General features: G+C 74.0%; 11 protein-coding genes, 1 pseudogene and 1 riboswitch. Of the genes and pseudogenes, 4 read left to right on the top strand and 8 right to left on the bottom strand.

Annotation, left to right across the window (positions count from 1 at the left end):
* Positions 1 to 374: 374 nt before the first annotated feature.
* Positions 375 to 2,042, bottom strand: a complete 1,668-nt coding sequence (locus tag ACFVVX_RS15950) for a recombinase family protein (protein ID WP_387945730.1) — start codon at positions 2,040 to 2,042, stop codon at positions 375 to 377.
* 38 nt (positions 2,043 to 2,080) lie between these two features.
* Here ACFVVX_RS15950 and ACFVVX_RS15955 point away from each other — a divergent pair.
* Both ACFVVX_RS15955 and ACFVVX_RS15960 read left to right on the top strand, forming a co-directional pair.
* A pseudogene (locus tag ACFVVX_RS15955) lies at positions 2,081 to 3,364 on the top strand (uracil-xanthine permease family protein); the annotation flags it as partial.
* A 238-nt stretch (positions 3,365 to 3,602) separates the two neighbouring features.
* Positions 3,603 to 4,334 carry a heparin lyase I family protein gene (locus ACFVVX_RS15960; RefSeq protein WP_387945732.1) on the top strand — a complete coding sequence of 244 codons (732 nt, stop codon included), beginning with the start codon at positions 3,603 to 3,605 and terminating at the stop codon, positions 4,332 to 4,334.
* Between the two features lie 58 nt (positions 4,335 to 4,392).
* Here the strand turns inward: ACFVVX_RS15960 and ACFVVX_RS15965 are convergent, their stop codons facing one another.
* The gene (locus ACFVVX_RS15965; protein ID WP_387945734.1) at positions 4,393 to 5,646 is read right to left on the bottom strand and encodes a threonine/serine exporter family protein; all 1,254 of its coding nucleotides are present in this window, start codon (positions 5,644 to 5,646) and stop codon (positions 4,393 to 4,395) included.
* A gap of 107 nt (positions 5,647 to 5,753) precedes the next feature.
* The gene (locus ACFVVX_RS15970; RefSeq protein WP_387945736.1) at positions 5,754 to 6,467 is read right to left on the bottom strand and encodes an IclR family transcriptional regulator; all 714 of its coding nucleotides are present in this window, start codon (positions 6,465 to 6,467) and stop codon (positions 5,754 to 5,756) included.
* A 550-nt stretch (positions 6,468 to 7,017) separates the two neighbouring features.
* Positions 7,018 to 7,159: riboswitch (SAM riboswitch) on the bottom strand.
* 267 nt (positions 7,160 to 7,426) lie between these two features.
* Here ACFVVX_RS15970 and ACFVVX_RS15975 point away from each other — a divergent pair.
* Positions 7,427 to 10,183 (top strand): ATP-binding protein, encoded by a 2,757-nt coding sequence (locus ACFVVX_RS15975; RefSeq protein WP_387945738.1) that lies wholly within the window; start codon positions 7,427 to 7,429, stop codon positions 10,181 to 10,183.
* Positions 10,184 to 10,246: 63 nt separating this feature from the next.
* On the opposite strand, the gene ACFVVX_RS15980 is transcribed toward ACFVVX_RS15975, so the two are convergent.
* The 4 genes from ACFVVX_RS15980 to ACFVVX_RS15995 form a co-directional block, all read right to left on the bottom strand.
* A complete protein-coding gene (locus ACFVVX_RS15980) occupies positions 10,247 to 11,266 on the bottom strand; it encodes a hypothetical protein (RefSeq protein WP_387945740.1) in 1,020 nt (339 codons plus the stop codon).
* Positions 11,263 to 11,622: a PadR family transcriptional regulator gene (locus ACFVVX_RS15985; protein ID WP_387945742.1), complete on the bottom strand. Its 360-nt coding sequence runs from the start codon at positions 11,620 to 11,622 to the stop codon at positions 11,263 to 11,265. The genes ACFVVX_RS15980 and ACFVVX_RS15985 overlap by 4 nt, the downstream gene beginning before the upstream one ends.
* 93 nt (positions 11,623 to 11,715) lie before the next feature.
* Positions 11,716 to 13,095, bottom strand: coding sequence for an MFS transporter (locus ACFVVX_RS15990; RefSeq protein ID WP_387945744.1), 1,380 nt, complete (start codon positions 13,093 to 13,095; stop codon positions 11,716 to 11,718).
* Positions 13,092 to 13,895 (bottom strand): glycerophosphodiester phosphodiesterase, encoded by an 804-nt coding sequence (locus tag ACFVVX_RS15995; protein WP_387945746.1) that lies wholly within the window; start codon positions 13,893 to 13,895, stop codon positions 13,092 to 13,094. Before ACFVVX_RS15995 ends, ACFVVX_RS15990 begins: the two co-directional genes overlap by 4 nt.
* Positions 13,896 to 14,303: 408 nt before the next feature.
* Here ACFVVX_RS15995 and ACFVVX_RS16000 point away from each other — a divergent pair, with 408 nt between their 5' ends.
* Positions 14,304 to 15,113, top strand: coding sequence for an alpha/beta fold hydrolase (locus tag ACFVVX_RS16000; protein WP_387945748.1), 810 nt, complete (start codon positions 14,304 to 14,306; stop codon positions 15,111 to 15,113).
* A 55-nt stretch (positions 15,114 to 15,168) separates the two neighbouring features.
* Here the strand turns inward: ACFVVX_RS16000 and ACFVVX_RS16005 are convergent, their stop codons facing one another.
* Positions 15,169 to 16,332: an alpha-hydroxy-acid oxidizing protein gene (locus ACFVVX_RS16005; protein ID WP_387945750.1), complete on the bottom strand. Its 1,164-nt coding sequence runs from the start codon at positions 16,330 to 16,332 to the stop codon at positions 15,169 to 15,171.
* Positions 16,333 to 16,369: the final 37 nt, after the last annotated feature.

Consider the following 16,369-nt stretch of genomic DNA (forward strand, 5'->3'; position numbering starts at 1 on the left):
GGTGACGCCGGTCGAGCGGCTCGTCGCGCGAGGGCATGCCGCACGTGAGCGCGGTGCCGAAGAGGGCCTTCTCGATGCTCGACGTCGGCGGACGATGGTTGGCAATCACGGCACCCGGTGATTCGTCCTCCAAGCTCATCTGCACAGTGTGGCGCACTGGTACGACAAGCTGGGAGTACTCGGCACGTTCTCCTATCGGAGCCCCCGATGCTCTCCGTCCAGACGTGAGGACCTGTCGGGTCGAGCAGATGCGAAGCCAGACGGTTAGGGCAACCACAGTGGCTGTGCCCGGAACGAGCTCTCGTCCCAGACATAGCCACCGGCACCCAGCCGGCCGTTCCAGCCGCTCTCTGTAACGGCCGCACCCAGGGCTGTCAGGGCTGCCGGAGTGGTTCCCAGGTGGCGGTGATCTCGTACTTGGCATCCAGGGGCAGACCGCGGCCCTTGCGGACGGCGATGTGCCGGACCATGTCTTTGACCATGGCGTTGCGCCGCGCCGGCGTGGCGTCGTCCCAGGCCTCAAGGGTCGACTTGATCGCCGCGGCACCCGGGTGCCGCAGTACCTTCGCCAGCCACGCTTCCAGCTCCGCCAGTTCGGTGGTGAGCTCGGTGCGGCGCTTGTCGATGCGTTCCTTCTTGCGCTGCGCGGCCTGGTGATCGATCACCCGCGCTGCCACGGCGTCGGCGGTCGCGTCCTCCTGAACGATCAGGTCCGCGAGTTCCGCCCGCACCTCCTCCTCCCGGGCTACGAGACCCGTCTTGGTCTCGGCGACGGCATCGTCGTGCACGGATCCGGGCGCGTCGGCCTGCTCGCGGAGCCACGCAACCAGGCGGGTCTCGATGTGCTCCAGGTTGCCGTAGCCGCCCTCCGGGCAGCTGCCGAGCTCGGCCTGGTTGCGGCACCGCCATGTCACGTCGAACGGATGCGGCCGCCCGTTCACCTCGGGCCGACGTACCTTCCTCGCCCGCAGTAGCGGCTGCATCCCGCCGCGGCAGTATGGGCACCGCATCCGCCCGCTCACCGAGTACCGTGGCACATGCCGGTCATCGACCGTCGCCCGCTTCGGCGTCGTGCCCCGCCGCGCGGTATACCGATCCCACAGCCGCTCCGCCACCGCCCGGTCGCCTGTCACCGGCTCGTGCTGGCCGGGCAGGTACAGGCCGAACTGCTCCGGCCGCCTGGAGCGGTTGCGCCGCTTGCGCGGCACCCCGTTCTTGTCCGGCGCCACCACATGCAGCTGATCGGGCAGCCGGTAGCGCACGAACCCCAGCCCGAAGCCGGAGTCGAGGATGTCGTACAGGTGTGCCGGCGTCACTGGCTTCCCGGTCACCGGATCGGTGATTCCGTCCCGGTACCACTCGTGCGTGATCGCCACGGTGTTCCCCCCGCCGGCAACCCGCTCGTACGCGTCCCACAACCGCGGCCCCAGCAGGGCCTGGTCGACCTTCAGCACCCCTTCCTTGCACCTCGGACACGTCTCCAACGGCACACCCCGCTCCTTCGGCGGGCACGTCTCGCACCGGTAGTACCCGAAACGCCCCTGATTCCCGTGCGGCAGGCCCTTGCGCTGCCGACGGGCGATCGTCTCCTTCCACGTCTCCGACAACTGGTCCGAGAACAACTCGGCGATGTTCAGCATCTGCCGGATCGCGAACCTGCCGATCACCGTCCGCCCGTCGAAGTCCTCCTTCGCCGCACGCACCTCGATACCCAGCTCCGTCAACCGGTCCAAGTTCTGCAACGACTCCAGCGTGTTGCGACCGAACCGTGACCACACCCACAACACCAGGACCTCGAACTCACCACGCTCCGCCATGGCGATGATCTCCGCGATCTGCCGGTCACTGAACCTCCGCCCCGACTTCCCCAGATCCATCAGCGGAGCCCGCACCAGCATCAGCCTCTCCCGGTCCACCAGCCCCCGACACTGATGCTCCTGCAACTCCGGACTGATCATCTCCTCCCGAGCCACACTCACCCGGATGTAGATCACCGCACGACGCATTCGCAGGCGGACGTTCACAACGAGCCTCTCGATCAAGCCTGTTGGCAATAGTCGGCACTCGTCATGCATTCGCCGGGTCAACATTCGTGGCGCCCGTGCTGATGGGGCTCGACCCCAACCTGGCGATCATGATGTCCGGCGTGGCGACCGTCATCTTCCTGCTGGCGACCCGCGGCCGGGTGCCCAGCTACCTCGGCTGCTCGCTGTCCTTCGTCGGGGTGGCCGCCGTGATCCGGGCCCAGGGCGGCACCAGCGCGACGGTCACCGGCGCCGTGCTGGTGGTGGGTGTGGCGCTGTTCCTGGTGGGCCTGGCGGTCCAGTGGTTCGGGGCGCGGATCATCCACGCCGCGATGCCCCCGATCGTCACCGGCGCGGTCGTCATGCTGATCGGCTTCAACCTCGCGCCCGTCACCGCCTCGACCTACTGGCCGCAGGACCAGTGGACGGCGCTGCTGGTGATGATGTTCACCGGGCTGGCCGTGGTGTGCCTGCGCGGCTTCTGGTCGCGCGTGGCGATCTTCCTCGGGCTGGTCTTCGGCTACGGGATCTCCTGGCTGTTCGACCGGATCTTCGGGAGGATCCACTCGGTGGACGCGAGCGGGCACCTCACCGACCACTGGCGCCTGGACCTGTCGGGCGTCGGCACGGCGGACTGGGTCGGCCTGCCCGACTTCCACGGCCCGTCGTTCCAGTGGTCCGCGATCCTGGTCGCCCTGCCCGTGGTGATCGCGCTGGTCGCGGAGAACGCCGGACACGTCAAGGCCGTGGGCGAGATGACCGGTCAGAACCTGGACGACAAGCTCGGCATCGCGATCTCCGCGGACGGCGTCGGCTCCGTCCTCTCCACCGCGCTCGGCGGCCCGCCGAACACCACGTACTCCGAGAACATCGGCGTCATGGCCGCCACCCGCGTGTACTCCACCGCCGCCTACTGGGCCGCGGCCGGCTTCGCGCTGCTGTTCGGCATCTGCCCGAAGTTCGGCGCCGTCGTGGCCGCGATCCCCGGCGGGGTGCTCGGCGGTATCACCGTCATCCTGTACGGCATGATCGGCCTGCTCGGCGCGCAGATCTGGATGAAGTCCGACGTGGACCTGCGCAACCCGCTGAACCTGGTGCCGGCCGCCGCGGGCATCATCATCGGCATCGGCAACGTCACCATGAAGTTCACCGACACCTTCAGCCTCAGCGGCATCGCGCTGGGCACCCTGGTCGTCATCACCGGCTACCACGTGCTGCGAGCGCTGGCCCCCGCGCACCTCAAGACGCAGGAGCCGCTGCTGGACGAGGGCACCTCCTCCTACGACGCGGGCGCCGAGGACCCGGGGGACACGGGCGGGGCGCAGCGGCACACCCGGTAGCGGCGGCAGGCCCTGCGGCGGCACCCCCGCCCGGAACCCCCTGCCCCGGACAGTCCGCCCGGGAGCCCCCGCAGCGGTGCCCGCAGCCGACCGGTGGAGTTGCCCGAAAGGGCCTCTGCCGGTCGGTCTGCTTGGCCCGACGGTTCGTCAGGTGGTCGAATCGATCCGTACGTCCGGGCCGATCGGCCCGGACGGTGTCCGTTCCGGCCACTCATCGACCATCGACCCAGGGAGAGGCATGTCCCCTCTGTCCCACCGCCGCAGGACCACCGTCGGCGTCGTGGCCCTCACCACGCTCGCGATCTCCTGCGGCGCAGTCACCGCCAGCAGCTCCGCCGCCGTGCCGGGCAAGGTCCTGTGGACCCCGAGCACCGGCAAGGGCCCGTCCTCCTTCAACGCCGTGCAGTGCGCGGCGGGCGGCTTCGGCGTCGTCAAGGACTCCGCCAAGGGCAGTGTCTGGCGGGCGTTCCAGGCCGCGGGCGAGGAGCGCTGCGAGACGGTCGGCCCCGACCTGAAGCAGGGCGACACCTTCTACCTCGGCTGGTCGTCGAAGGTGGACATCAAGGACGCGAACAGCCGCTACGTCTTCCAGCTCAAGTGCTCGCCGAGCACCGACACGGCGAACCACCCGATCGAGATCGACGCGACGACCGGGCGCATCCGCCTCCAGGAGTGGGACACCGAGCACGTCGCGCACACGCTCTGGACCGCGCCGACCGCCAACAACACGTGGCACTCCTACGCGCTGAAGATCCGCCTGGGCCGCACCGACGGCACCATCGACTTCTGGTTCGACGGCGTGAAGCAGACCTTCACCACCGGCTCGGGCACCTTCAAGGGCACCACCTGGGACGGCGACCGCAACTACCTCAAGTGGGGCTCCTACCACCCCTCCACGGGGGACGCGACGAACACCTTCACCAGCCCGGTCATGGCGACCACCCTGGAGGCGGCCACCGCCGGCTCGTGAGGGAGCGGCGGGCCCGCCGTGCTCGCGGCACCCGCGGTGCCGGCGGCGCCCGCCGGACTCAGGGCCGTCGCCGCGGCAGGGCGGCCGTCGGGCGCGGCACCCGGCTGATCACCGAGCCGATCAGGGTGCCGACCGAGACGCCGAACAGGGCCGACACCGCGGTGAGTACGGCCTGCGCCCCGTTGCCCACCTCGATCTGCGCGGTGTTGAGCAGGCCGAAGGAGCCGGGCACCACGATCCAGAAGGCGGGCAGGTAGAGCACCTGCCAGGACGAGCCGCGCCGCAGCCAGTGCGCGACGGTGGCTGCCGCCGCGGCGGTGACGGCCCCGGCCAGGCCGCCGATCGCCGCGCCGTTGGTGGAGGTCACCGTGACCTGGACGGCGGCGGTCACCGCGATCACCGCGACGATCCAGGGGATGGCGGGCGGCGGGGTGTTGACGTTGACCACGACGCCGGCCACCGCGAGGGCCAGCCCCAGGCACACCAGCCACCGGCCGGGCGTGGCCACCTGGGTGTTGGCCAGGGCGGAGGCGGGCACGCCGGTGGCGGTGGCGGCGGCCACCACGCCGGTGAGGAAGAGCGCGAGCTGGACCGCGCCGGACATCAGCCGGGCCGTACCCGCGCTGGCCGCGCCCGCGGCGATCTCCGACAGCCCGGTCACCAGGAGGCCGCCCGGCAGCAGGATCGCCAGGGTGGCGACGATCGTGCGCAGCGGTCCCTCCAGCAGCCCGGCCCGGGCGGCCCCGAGGACGAGGACGGAGACGAGGAAGCCGGCGGTGACCGGCAGCAGCGGCCGCAGCTGCGGCAGCCGGCGGGCCGTCATGGTGAGGCCCACCACGAGCAGTGAGCCGACCGCGGAGGCGAGGACGTTCGCCGTCACCGGTTGCAGGTAGAGGCAGAGCCCCACGCCGACCGGCAGCATCCCGAGGTCCGCGACCCAGGTGGGCCAGCGGGCGGGCGCCCGGCGGATCGCGTCCAGGTCGCGCAGCGCCCGGTGCCCGTCGAGACCGCCCGTGCGCAGCCGGTGCACCACGTCGAGGAGGTCGGCGGTCTGCTCGAACCGCAGGGCGGCGCCGACCGGTTCGAAGGCGGCGGCCTCGTCCGCGCTCAGCGCGACGAACAGCCCGGTGGTCAGGGCGGCGACCCGGACGTCGGGTGCTCCCAGGGCCCGGCCGAGCCCGCGCAGTTCCTCCTCCACGTCGTGGACGGGCAGGCCTCCGCTCAACAGGCCCGCGCCGAGTTCCAGCAGGAGGCGGCGGCGCGGATCGGCGGGGGAGCCGGTGCCCTGGTCGGGCGGGGATGTGCTGAACATGGCGGATATGCTCGCATACCGCCCGTTTCCACCCGGGGGCGCCGTCGGTCACCCCGCGCCCGGGCCGGGGGGCGGACGCCGTACGAACGCCGTACGGCGCCCGGTGGTCACGCCCGGCGGAGCGCCTCGCTCAGGTGGTGGGCCGCTTCGATGACCGCCTGGGCGTGCAGCGGCCCGGGGTGCCGGGTCAGGCGCTCGATCGGGCCGGAGACGGAGACGGCGGCGACCACGCGGTTGGAGGGGCCGCGGACGGGTGCGCAGACGGAGGCCACGCCCAGTTCGCGCTCGCCGATCGACTGCGCCCAGCCGCGGCGCCGGACACCGCTGAGGGCGGTGGCGGTGAAGCGGGCGCCCTGCAGGCCGCGGTGGAGGCGCTCGGGCTCCTCCCACGCGAGCAGGACCTGGGCGGCGGAGCCGGCCTTCATCGGCAGGGTGGTGCCGACCGGGACGGTGTCCCGCAGACCGGAGAGCCGCTCGGCGGCGGCGACGCAGATCCGTACCTCGCCCTGCCGGCGGTAGAGCTGTGCGCTCTCGCCGGTGACGTCGCGCAGGTGGGTCAGGACCGGGCCCGCGGTGGCGAGCAGCCGGTCCTCGCCCGCCGCGGCGGAGAGTTCGGAGAGACGGGGGCCGAGGATGAACCGGCCCTGCATGTCCCTGGTGACCAGTCGGTGGTGTTCGAGTGCGACGGCGAGCCGGTGGGCCGTGGGCCGCGCCAGACCGGTGGCGGCGACGAGACCCGCCAACGTGGCGGGGCCCGACTCCAGTGCGCTCAGCACCAGAGTGGCCTTGTCGAGGACGCCGACGCCGCTGGTGTTGTCCATGGGTAGTACCGAGTCTCTTTCCGTGAAGCGCGCGGTGGCCGGCCGACTGCGTGTGGGCAGCCGGGGGCACCGGCGCGCGGCGCCGTCGGCGGTGTGCCGGGCACGGTGCGTCCCGCGTCGTCGCGGGCCGCCCGTCGGCGCGGGAGGGGAGTGGGGGAGGGCGCGGAGGGCCGGGAGCCGTCGCGGCGGGGGAGCCGGGCGGCCGCGGACCGCGGCGCGGGCCGGCCGCCGCTGGTCCCCGGGGTGCGGGCCTGCGGGTGGGGCGCCGGTCGTGCCGGGGGTCCGGTCCGGTCAGCGCGTTCGGGCGCCCGTGGCGGGTGCGGGCGTGGCGGGTGTGGGCGTGGCGGGTGCGGGCGCGGCGCCCCGGGCCGGGGCGGTCGTCGTCGACCGGGGTGCCGGGCGCCAGGTGCTGCGGGGCATCGGGAACGGCCCGCCGCGCGACGTGTGCGCGGACGCCCACGCGCCGGTGGCGTCGGGCGCGGCGGCCCGGGCGGGCCGGGACAGGGCGCGTGGGGCCCCGGGGACGGACGGCAGAGAGAGCACCGCATTCTCCTCATCTTGTCCGGCGCCACGTTGGCGACGGACCGGAGTTGGCACTGATCCCGGTGGTCGGGCCCGTGGTCGGGCGCCGATGCGGCCGGGGAGTTGCCGGGGCTTCGTAGGGCCGGTCCCTCCACCCCTCTGGATGATTCGCCAGGAACCATACAAGACCGTCGTGCCGCTCGGCGAACGGCCCTCCCGTCCGGCCCCGCCCCGGCGGGTGCCGGCGGGTGCCCGGGGCGCGCGGCGCAGGCCCTCCTCCACCGCTGCTCCGGGCCCGCCGCCCCGGTGCCGCCCGGCCGGGGCGGGCACTCTGCCGCACGGGCGGCGGGAACGGCAAGCCGGCACCGGGACGGTCCGATCGGCAGTAGCCTCGGGATCGGTAACGACGGCCGCGGAACGGTGAATTGGAGGCGACGGTGGCCGAAGGCAAGCCCACGGCGGGGGGTGGCGGCGGAGCGGGCAGGGACGGCTGTCCGCTGCACGAGCGCGAGGCCGAGATCCGGTCGGCCGGGCAGGCGGTCGAGGCGCTCGTCCGGCCCGCCGGTGCGGGGACGGGGGAGCTGCTGCTCTACACCGGCACGGCCGGGCTGGGCAAGACCGCGGTGCTGACCGAGGTGCGGCGGCAGGCGAGGCGCGCGGGGTGCACGGTGCTGTTCGCCCGGGGCGGGGAGCGGCAGCGCCACGAGCCGTTCCGCGTGGTGCGCCAGCTGGTGCAGCCGGTGCTGGCGGCCCTGTCCGCGGAGGAGCGGGCGCAGGCCTTCGGGCCGTGGGAGGACATCGTCGGTCCGGCGGTGGGGCTGCTGCCGCCCGCAGGGCAGCTCGACCCCCAGGGGGTGCGGGACGGCCTGGACTTCGTGCTCACCCACCTCGTGCAGCGGCACTCGCCGGTGGCCGTGATCGTCGACGACCTGCACTGGGCCGATCCGGAGTCGCTCGGCTGGCTGGCGGGCTTCGCGGTGCGCGCACGGGAGCTGCCCGCCCTGCTCGTGCTCGCCTGCCGCGACGAGTTCCCCGACGACGCCCTGACGCTGCAGCGCGGCCTCGTCGGCCGGGCCGACCGGCGGCACGAACTGCGGCCACTCCAGCCGGCCTCGGTCGCCCGGCTGGTTCGCGCGGCCCTGGGCGCGCAGGCGGAGGACGCCTTCTGCCGACACGTCTGGGCGGTCACCGCCGGAAACCCGTACGAGACCACCGCCCTGCTGCGCGAGGTGCTCGACCAGCGGCTCGACCCGGTCGAGGAGAGCACCGCACAACTGCGCGAACTCGCCGCAGGCGCACGCGGGATGACGCTCCGGCACTGGCTGGGCAAGCTCGGCCCGACCACGCTGCGGTTCGCCTGGGCCGCGTCCATGCTGGGCACCGACATCCGCCCGGAGCTCGCCGCCGTCATCTGCGCCCAGGGCCCGGACACCGCCGCCCAGTCGATCCGGGAGCTGCGCGGGCACGGGGTGCTGACCAGCACGTCGGCGGGCCGGCTGGAGTTCCTCCACCCGCTGATCGCCACCTCGGTCTACCAGTCGCTGCCGCCGGCCATCCGGACCGGGATGCACGGGGTCGCCGCCGTCGAGACCGAGAACGCCGGCCTCGGTCTGCTGACGGCATCCCGGCACCTGCTGGAGACCCTGCCCGAGGGGGACGGCGCGATCGTCGGCAAGCTGCGCCGGGCCGCCCGCGAGCACCTGGCGATCGGCGCGCCCGAGGCGGCCCAGCGCTGCCTGCGCCGCGCCATCAGCGAACCGCCCGCCGACGAGGACCGGGCCGCGGTGCTCTACGAACTCGGCTGCTCGGCACTGCTCACCGACCCGGCGACCACGGTCAACCAGCTGCGCCTGGCGCTCGCGGACCCGTACGGGCTGGGCCCCGAGCTCAGGGTGGACGCGACCTTCCGGCTCGCCCAGGCCCTCGCCCACAGCAACCGGCTCGGCGAGGCCGCCGCGGTGTGCGCCGAGGAGGCCGCCCGCACCCGGCCCGGACCGGGCCGCCTGCGCCTGGAGGTCGCCCACTTCATGTTCGCCGCGTTCCAGTTCGAGGACGAGGACGGCCCGGGCCGCTCCCGGCGGCTCGCGGAGTTCGACCGGACGCTCGGCACGATCGGCCTGGCCTTCACCGACCCCGAACCCCTCGGCGAGCGGACTCCGGACGAGGTGCTGTTCGAACGCGACGGCCTGAACCACGCGGTGGCCGTGCTGCGCTGCTGGGACCTCACGCTGCGCGGCGCGGACCGCGAGGAGGCGATCGCCCTGGCCGAGTCCGCGCTGCCGGGCGGCCGGCTGCCCCGCAGCCTCGGCTGGACCAACACCACCTGGGGGTTCGAGCTGCCCGGGATCCTCGGCATCAGCTACCTCTACGCCGACCGGGTCGACCGGGCGGAGGAGCTGTTCACCGAGGCGGTCCGCGCGTACGAGGTCGCCGGGTGGAGCGGCGGCCACCTCGGCTTCGCCTACCTGCTGACCGGCATGCTCCGCTTCCGCTGCGGTGCCCTGGCGGAGGCGGAGGACTACCTGCGCCGGGCCCTGCGCCTCGCCGCACGGATCGGCCCGGGGGCCCCGCTGCACTGGGACGCGGTCGGGGCACTGGCCGAGACCCTCGCCGCCCGCGGCCGGGTCGCCGAGGCCCTGGAGCTCGCGGACCGGTACGCCTTCGGCCCGCCGTACCCGACCGTGATGGTGCTGCCCGACGCCCCCACGCTGTACGGCCGCCTCCTGCTGGCCCGGGGGGACGCGCCCGGCGCGGCCGCGACGCTGACCGCCGCCGGGGCGGCCCTGGACGCGCGCGGGTGGCGCAACACGGTGTGGGCGCCGTGGCTCGGGCACCTGGCGCGCGCGGTCGCCCCCGACCAGCCGGACCGGGCCCGCGAGCTCGCGGGGGAGGCCGTTCGCCGGGCCCGGGAGTCCGGGACGGACTCGGCCGTCGGCAGCACCCTGCGGCTCAGCGCGGCGGTGCACGACCGGCCGCGCGCGGTCGAGTTGCTCACGGACGCCGTCCGGCACCTGGAACGGTCACCCGCCCGCTACGAGCACGCGATCGCCCTGGTCGACCTGGGCGAGGCGCTGGGCACCGCGCCCACCGCCCGCACCGCCCTGACCCGCGGGCTGGAGCTGGCCACCCACTGCGGCGCCGACGGCCTGGCCGCCCGCGCCAGGGACCTCCTGCACACGGACGGCCCGGCCTGAGGCGGGCCCGGCGCCCCGCCACGCCGGGCCGCCGCGCCCCTGACCGTCGGTCGGCCGGACGGCCTAGGCCGCCGGGTCGGATGCCCGCGGTCCGACCGGTCCGACCGGTCCGGTGAGGCGGGCGCGCCGGCTGGTGCGGCGCAGGATGCCGGCGGCGGTGGCCGTGGCCAGGAGGGCGAGGACCACGCCGGCGTTGCGGAGCAGGTCGGGGGCGTCGACCGGGGTGCTCCGGTAGAGCGGCGGGGCGACCATCAGCGTCCAGGGCAGGACGGCCAGTGCGACGCCGCCGGCCTGCAGGGGGTCGGTGTTCGGCCTCCCGAGGCGCACGAGGTAGACGAGGCTCAACACCAGGACCGGCCAGGCGGTGGAGGCGTCGAGCAGGGCCTGGGTGCTGGGCGGGAAGAGGACGTTCGGGTACTCCTCGGGCCAGGTGCCGATCCAGAAGAGGGCGATGCCGCTCATCGGCAGCGCGATGGCGACGGCGGAGCCGACCGCCCAGGAGCGGCCCCGTCGGGAGAGGTCGACGGCGTCCGGCGGCGCGATCAGCACCAGGACACCCGTGACGGCCCAGAGCCCGAGCAGTTCGGAGTACTGGGTGAAGGCCGCCGTCGGGTGGAACAGCGCCGCCACGGCGACGGCGGTCCCGGTCGCGACCGCCGCCAGGACCAGCGCCCGGGCCGGGGCCCAGCGGCCGAGGGCGGCGCACACCAGGGCGAGGACCCAGGGAGCGGTCTGCGCGGTGCCCACCGCCCAGTCGGTGTCCGTGGCGGAGCCGCCGAGCAGGAGCCCGATCAGCAGCTGGACCGCGCCCAGGGCGGCCGCGCCGGCCAGCAGGAACGGTGCGGCACCGGCGAGGATCCGGCCCGCGGGATCGCTGGAGCTGAGCCGGGTGCGCAGCCGCACGGCGTGCGCGGCGAGGGCGGCCCACTCGCGCAGGGCGGTGCGGGGGTCGGCGCGCTGGAGGGCCTCGGCGAAGACGGCGGTGATCTCCTCGCCGTGTGCGGCGCGGTACCCGGCCGGGTAGAGGCCGGTGAGGGGGAGCCGGCGCAGCAGGGCGGGAGCGGAGGCGGGCGAGTCGGTCATGCTGTCCCCCGGTTCGTGCGGAGCTTGGGCCGAGGGGCGCCGAGGGCGAGCCGGCGCTCGGCCTCGGCCGCGCCGGCGCGCAGCCGTTCCGTCTCCTCGGTCAGTGTGTGCCGGCCGTGCTCGGTCAGCGCGAAGGTGCGGCGCAGGCGCCCGGCCACGACCTCTTCCCGGTCGATCCGGATGAGGCCCTGCTGGAGCAGGCGGTCCAGTGCCGTGTACAGGGTGCCGGTGAGCATCCTGGTCCGGCCTTCGGTGATCGTCAGGACTTCCTGGAGGATCGCGTAGCCGTGCCGGGGCGTGTCGGCGAGCGCGGTGAGTACGAGCCGTGTCGGCTCGTGTAGGTGACGGTCTGCCATGCCGCGACCATAGATCAGCAGTTTAGATATGTCGATGGCTTAGTCATGGGAGCGGCCGCCCGCCGGTGCCCGGCCGGCGCCGTCACCGGGTCGTCAGAGGCGTTCCGGGACGGGGTTGCCGACGGCCTCGATGGCGCGGCGGACGGGGACCTTCGCCAGCACGGCGAAGCCGATCACGAAGAACACCAGCAGGGAGATGATCGCCGAGCGGTAGCTGCCGGTGATCTGGTAGGCGAGGCCGAAGACCAGCGGGCCCATCCAGCTGGTGCCGCGGTCGCTGACCTTGTAGACGCTGAAGTACTCGGCCTCCCGGCCGGCCGGGATGAGGTGGGAGAAGAGCGAGCGGGAGAGCGCCTGGCTGCCCCCGAGCACCAGGCCGATCATGCAGGCCAGCGCGAAGAACCAGGCGGGCTGGTGGGCGGGCATCAGGTACCCGAGGGCCAGGGTGACGACCCAGCCGACCAGGGAGCCGAGGACGGTCCGCTTGGCGCCGTAGCGGCTGGCTATCCGGCCGAGGAGCAGTGCGCCGCCGATCGCGACGATCTGGACCAGGAGGACGGCGATGACCAGCGAGGTCTGGTCCATGCCGAGCTCCTCGCTGCCGTAGAGCGAGGCCTGGGAGACGACGGTCTGGATGCCGTCGTTGTAGCAGAGGAAGGCGCCCAGGTAGAGCAGCGTGAGCGGGTACTGGCGCATGCCGCGCAGGGTGCGGCCGAGTTCGCGCAGACTGCCGGTGGTGGACCGGTCCGCCGCGGCCGCGGCCCGCTCGGGGGCCGCCCCGGCCCGGGACGGCAGCCGCAGCATCGGGACGACGGTGAACAGCGCCCACCACAGGCCGGCCGAGGCCAGGCAGATCCGCACGGCCGTCCCGGAGGACAGGCCGAGCGCGTCGTGGCCCTCGAACAGCGCCAGGTTGGCGATCAGCAGCAGCCCGCCGCCCGCGTACCCGTACGCCCAGCCCTTGGAGGAGACCGCGTCGCGCTCGTCGGGGGCGGCCAGGCCCGGGAGGTAGGCGTAGGAGAGGGCGACCGACACCGCGTACGCGATGTTGGCGACCACCAGCAGCGCGCCGCCGAGCAGGTAGCGGTCGCCGTCGAGGAGGAACATCCCCATCGTGGCGACCGCGCCGACGTAGGCGGAGCCGCACATCAGCTCCTTGTGCCGCCCGGTGCGGTCGGCGACCGTCCCGGTCAGCAGCATCACCGCGACGGAGAGCAGCACGGAGAAGGAGACCGTGTACGGGAAGAACGACCCCGCGCGGATCGAGAGGCCGAGCGGGTGCACGTCGCCGGCCGCGTCGGCGGCGTTCTTGGCCACCGAGGTCAGGTACGGCCCGAGGAACACCGTCAGGACGGTGGCCGAGAAGGCGGCGTTGGCCCAGTCGTTGATGTACCAGCCGAACTGCATCCGGCGCAGGGCGCGGTCGTCGGTCGCGGTCGCCGGGTGGTCCGGCAGGGGGGCCGTGGTGGTCATGAGGATCCTGTCACGGTGTCGGAGCCGGTGCTGCCGTCGGTCCAGCAGCCGCGCTCGCCGAGGACGTCCCGCAGGACGTCGATGCGATCGGCCATGATGCCATCCACACCGAGGTCCAGGAGAGCCCTGATCCGGGTGGGATCGTCCACGGTCCAGACGTGCACCTGCAGGCCGAGGCGGTGGGCGGCGCGGACGAAGGCCCGGTCGACGACCCGCACGCCCCGGTGCCGCTCCGGCACCTGCGCGCACACCCCGGCGAACGGTGCCCCGCGCCCCCGCAGCAGCGGCCCGGCCAGTGAGCGCAGCCGCAGCCGGGCCACCTCGCGCGGGCCGAGCGAGGTGGCCAGCCGGGGGCCGGCGGCGGCGCGGACGGCGGCGAGGCGGCTGTCGGAGAAGCCGCCGACGCAGACCCGGTCCCAGGCGTTGGTCCGGCGGACCGCCTCGATCAGCGGCCCGATTGCCGGGGCCGCCTTGACGTCGATGTTGAAGCGGGCCGCGGGGAAGGTGCCGAGCAGGTCCTCCAGCAGCGGGACCGGCTCGGTCCCGCCGATCCGGGCCCGGCTGACGGTGCCCCAGGGCAGTTCGGCCACCGCTCCGGTGCGGTCGGTGACCCGGTCGAGGCGGGAGTCGTGGAACGCCACCAGCACGCCGTCGAGGGTGGCGTGCACATCCGTCTCCAGGTAGCGGTACCCGAGGGCCACGGCGGCCTCGAACGCCGCCAGCGAGTTCTCGGGGTGGCCGAGGTCGCCGCCCCGGTGCGCGAAGGCGAGCGGCCCCGGCTGGTCGAGGAAGGGGTGCATGTGGTGCTCCGAGCTGCTGGGAGAGGGACCCGCCGGGCCCGCGGGGCTGCCCGCTCCGGCGGCGCCCGGGTGATGCGCGTTACAGTATTACGCACCCTGTCAAGCGGTAACGCCCGGCGCGGAGGCGGCCCGGGTGCCGGGGCCCGGCGCCCGGTCGCGACGCATGGCGCGCTCCTCGGTTGTGACCCACACTCGATTCGGCGGCGGGTCGTGGCCGGGCCGGGCCGTCGCGCCCCGGAGCCCCTCCCGGAGCACTCCCGGAGCCCCTCCCGGCGGCGCTGCGGACCATGGCTGACGGACCGGGGGCCGGGTGCCGGGAACCGCCGCCGTCGACAAGTGCACAGCGCCTACGGGTGGGCACCGGATGCCTCCTGTCCCTCTTCCTGCTCATGATCTGGAGGTCGGCCCATGCCGCGTTTCGTCACCACCGACGATGTCTCGCTGCACTACTACGACGAGGGCGAAGGCCGCCCCGTCGTCCTGATCTCGGGCTACGGACAGCCCGCCGACGACTGGGCGCTGCAGTGGGGCGCGCTGCGCGGGGCCGGGTACCGCGTCGTCTCGCTGGACCGCCGCTGGGCGGGCGGTTCGGACCGCCCGCCGTACGGGTTGCGGATGTCGCGTGGCGGCCAGGACGTGGGGGAACTGCTGGCGCACCTCGGCCTGGACGGCGTGCTGCTGGTCGGTCAGTCGATGGGGGCCTCCCACATCTGGGCGTACGCGAGCCTCTTCGGCTGCGAGCGGCTGGCCGGGATCGTCACGATCGACCAGAGCCCGAAGATGATCAACGATCCGGGCTGGGGCAACGGCTTCTACGGCCTGACGATGGAGAACGTGGGGACGTTCCTCCTCGACCCGGCGAACGTGCTCGGCACCGGGCACGGCCGCGCCTGGCAGAGCGAGGAGGAGGTCGACGCGAAGATCCGGGCGGCGGGCGGCAGGGGCGCGGTCCGGGACATCACCCCGGACACCTTCCCGCTGATGTTCGACCACGCCTGCCAGGACTGGCGGGACGTGGTCGCCAGGATCACCGTCCCGGCGCTGATCGTCGCGGGGGAGCAGAGCCAGTTCTGGCCGTCCGGACACGCCGGTGCCACTGCCGCGCTCAGCCCGCTCGCCCGGGCCGCCGTGGTGCCGGGAGCGGGACACCCGGCCCACGTGGACGAACCGGAGGCGGTCAACAGGCTGCTGGTGGAGTTCGCCGGCCCGCTGCGCTGACAGAGGTGTCCGGGCCTGGTCGGGAGAGCTCCCGGCCAGGCCCGGACGGGCGGCCTCAGACCCGGACCAGCGCCTCGCGCCTGAGGTCGGCGAGGGTGGGGTAGCCGTCGACGGCCATGATCAGGTCGGCCTCGGCGAGCAGGGCGCGCAGGACGTGCACGATGCCGTTCGTACCCTCCAGGGCCAGGCCGTAGGCGTACGGGCGCCCCACGCCGACGGCGGTGGCGCCGAGCGCCAGGGCCTTGACGACGTCGGCACCGGAGCGCACCCCCGAGTCGAACAGCACCGGCAGGCCGTCGGCGGCCTCGACGACCCCGGGCAGGGCGTCGAGGGCGGGCAGGCCGCCGTTGGCCTGGCGGCCGCCGTGGTTGGAGCAGTAGATGCCGTCGATGCCGCCGTCCCTGGCGCGGCGGACGTCCTCGGGGTGGCAGATGCCCTTGAGGATGATCGGCAGGTCGGTGAGCGAGCGCAGCCAGGGCAGGTCGTCCCAGGTCAGCGGGTTGCCGAAGACCCGCACCCACTCCAGGACGGCGGCCTGCGGATCCTCCTCGGGCGCCTTGGCGAGCCGGGCCCGGAAGACCGGGTCGGAGGTGTAGTTGGCCAGGCAGTGGTTGCGCAGCTGCGGAAAGTTGCCGGCGGCGAGGTCGCGGGGGCGCCAGCCGGTGATCCAGGTGTCGAGGGTGACGACGATGCCCCGGTAGCCGGCGGCCTCCGCGCGGTGGACGAGGCTCTCGGCCAGGGCCCGGTCGGTGGGGGTGTAGAGCTGGAAGAAGCCGGGGGTGTCGCCGAACTCGGCGGCCACCTGCTCCAACGGGTCGACGGTCAGGGTGGAGGCGACCATCGGCACCCCGGTACGGGCGGCGGCCCGGGCGGTGGCGAGGTCCCCGTGGCCGTCCTGGGCGCACAGGCCGATCACACCGACCGGCGCCATGAACAGCGGTGAGGGCAGGCGCATGCCGAACAGGTCCACGGACAGGTCCCGGCGGGCCGCGCCGACCATCATCCGCGGCACCAGGCCCCACCGGCCGAAGGCGGCGACGTTCGCCCGCTGGGTGGCCTCGTCGCCCGCCCCGCCCGCGACGTAGGAGAGCACCGACGGCGGCAGTGCGGACTGGGCCCGGGCCTCCAGCTCCGCGAAGGTCATCGGCATCGTCGGCAGCACGCCGGCCAGCCCGTCGAAGTAGATCTCGTTCTGGTAGTCGCCGAATTGCTGGGTCATGGTTCTCCAACCTTTCTGGTGCCGGTCAGCCGGTGTA

Source organism: Kitasatospora sp. NPDC058170, assembly GCF_042883905.1.
Taxonomy (GTDB): domain Bacteria; phylum Actinomycetota; class Actinomycetes; order Streptomycetales; family Streptomycetaceae; genus Kitasatospora.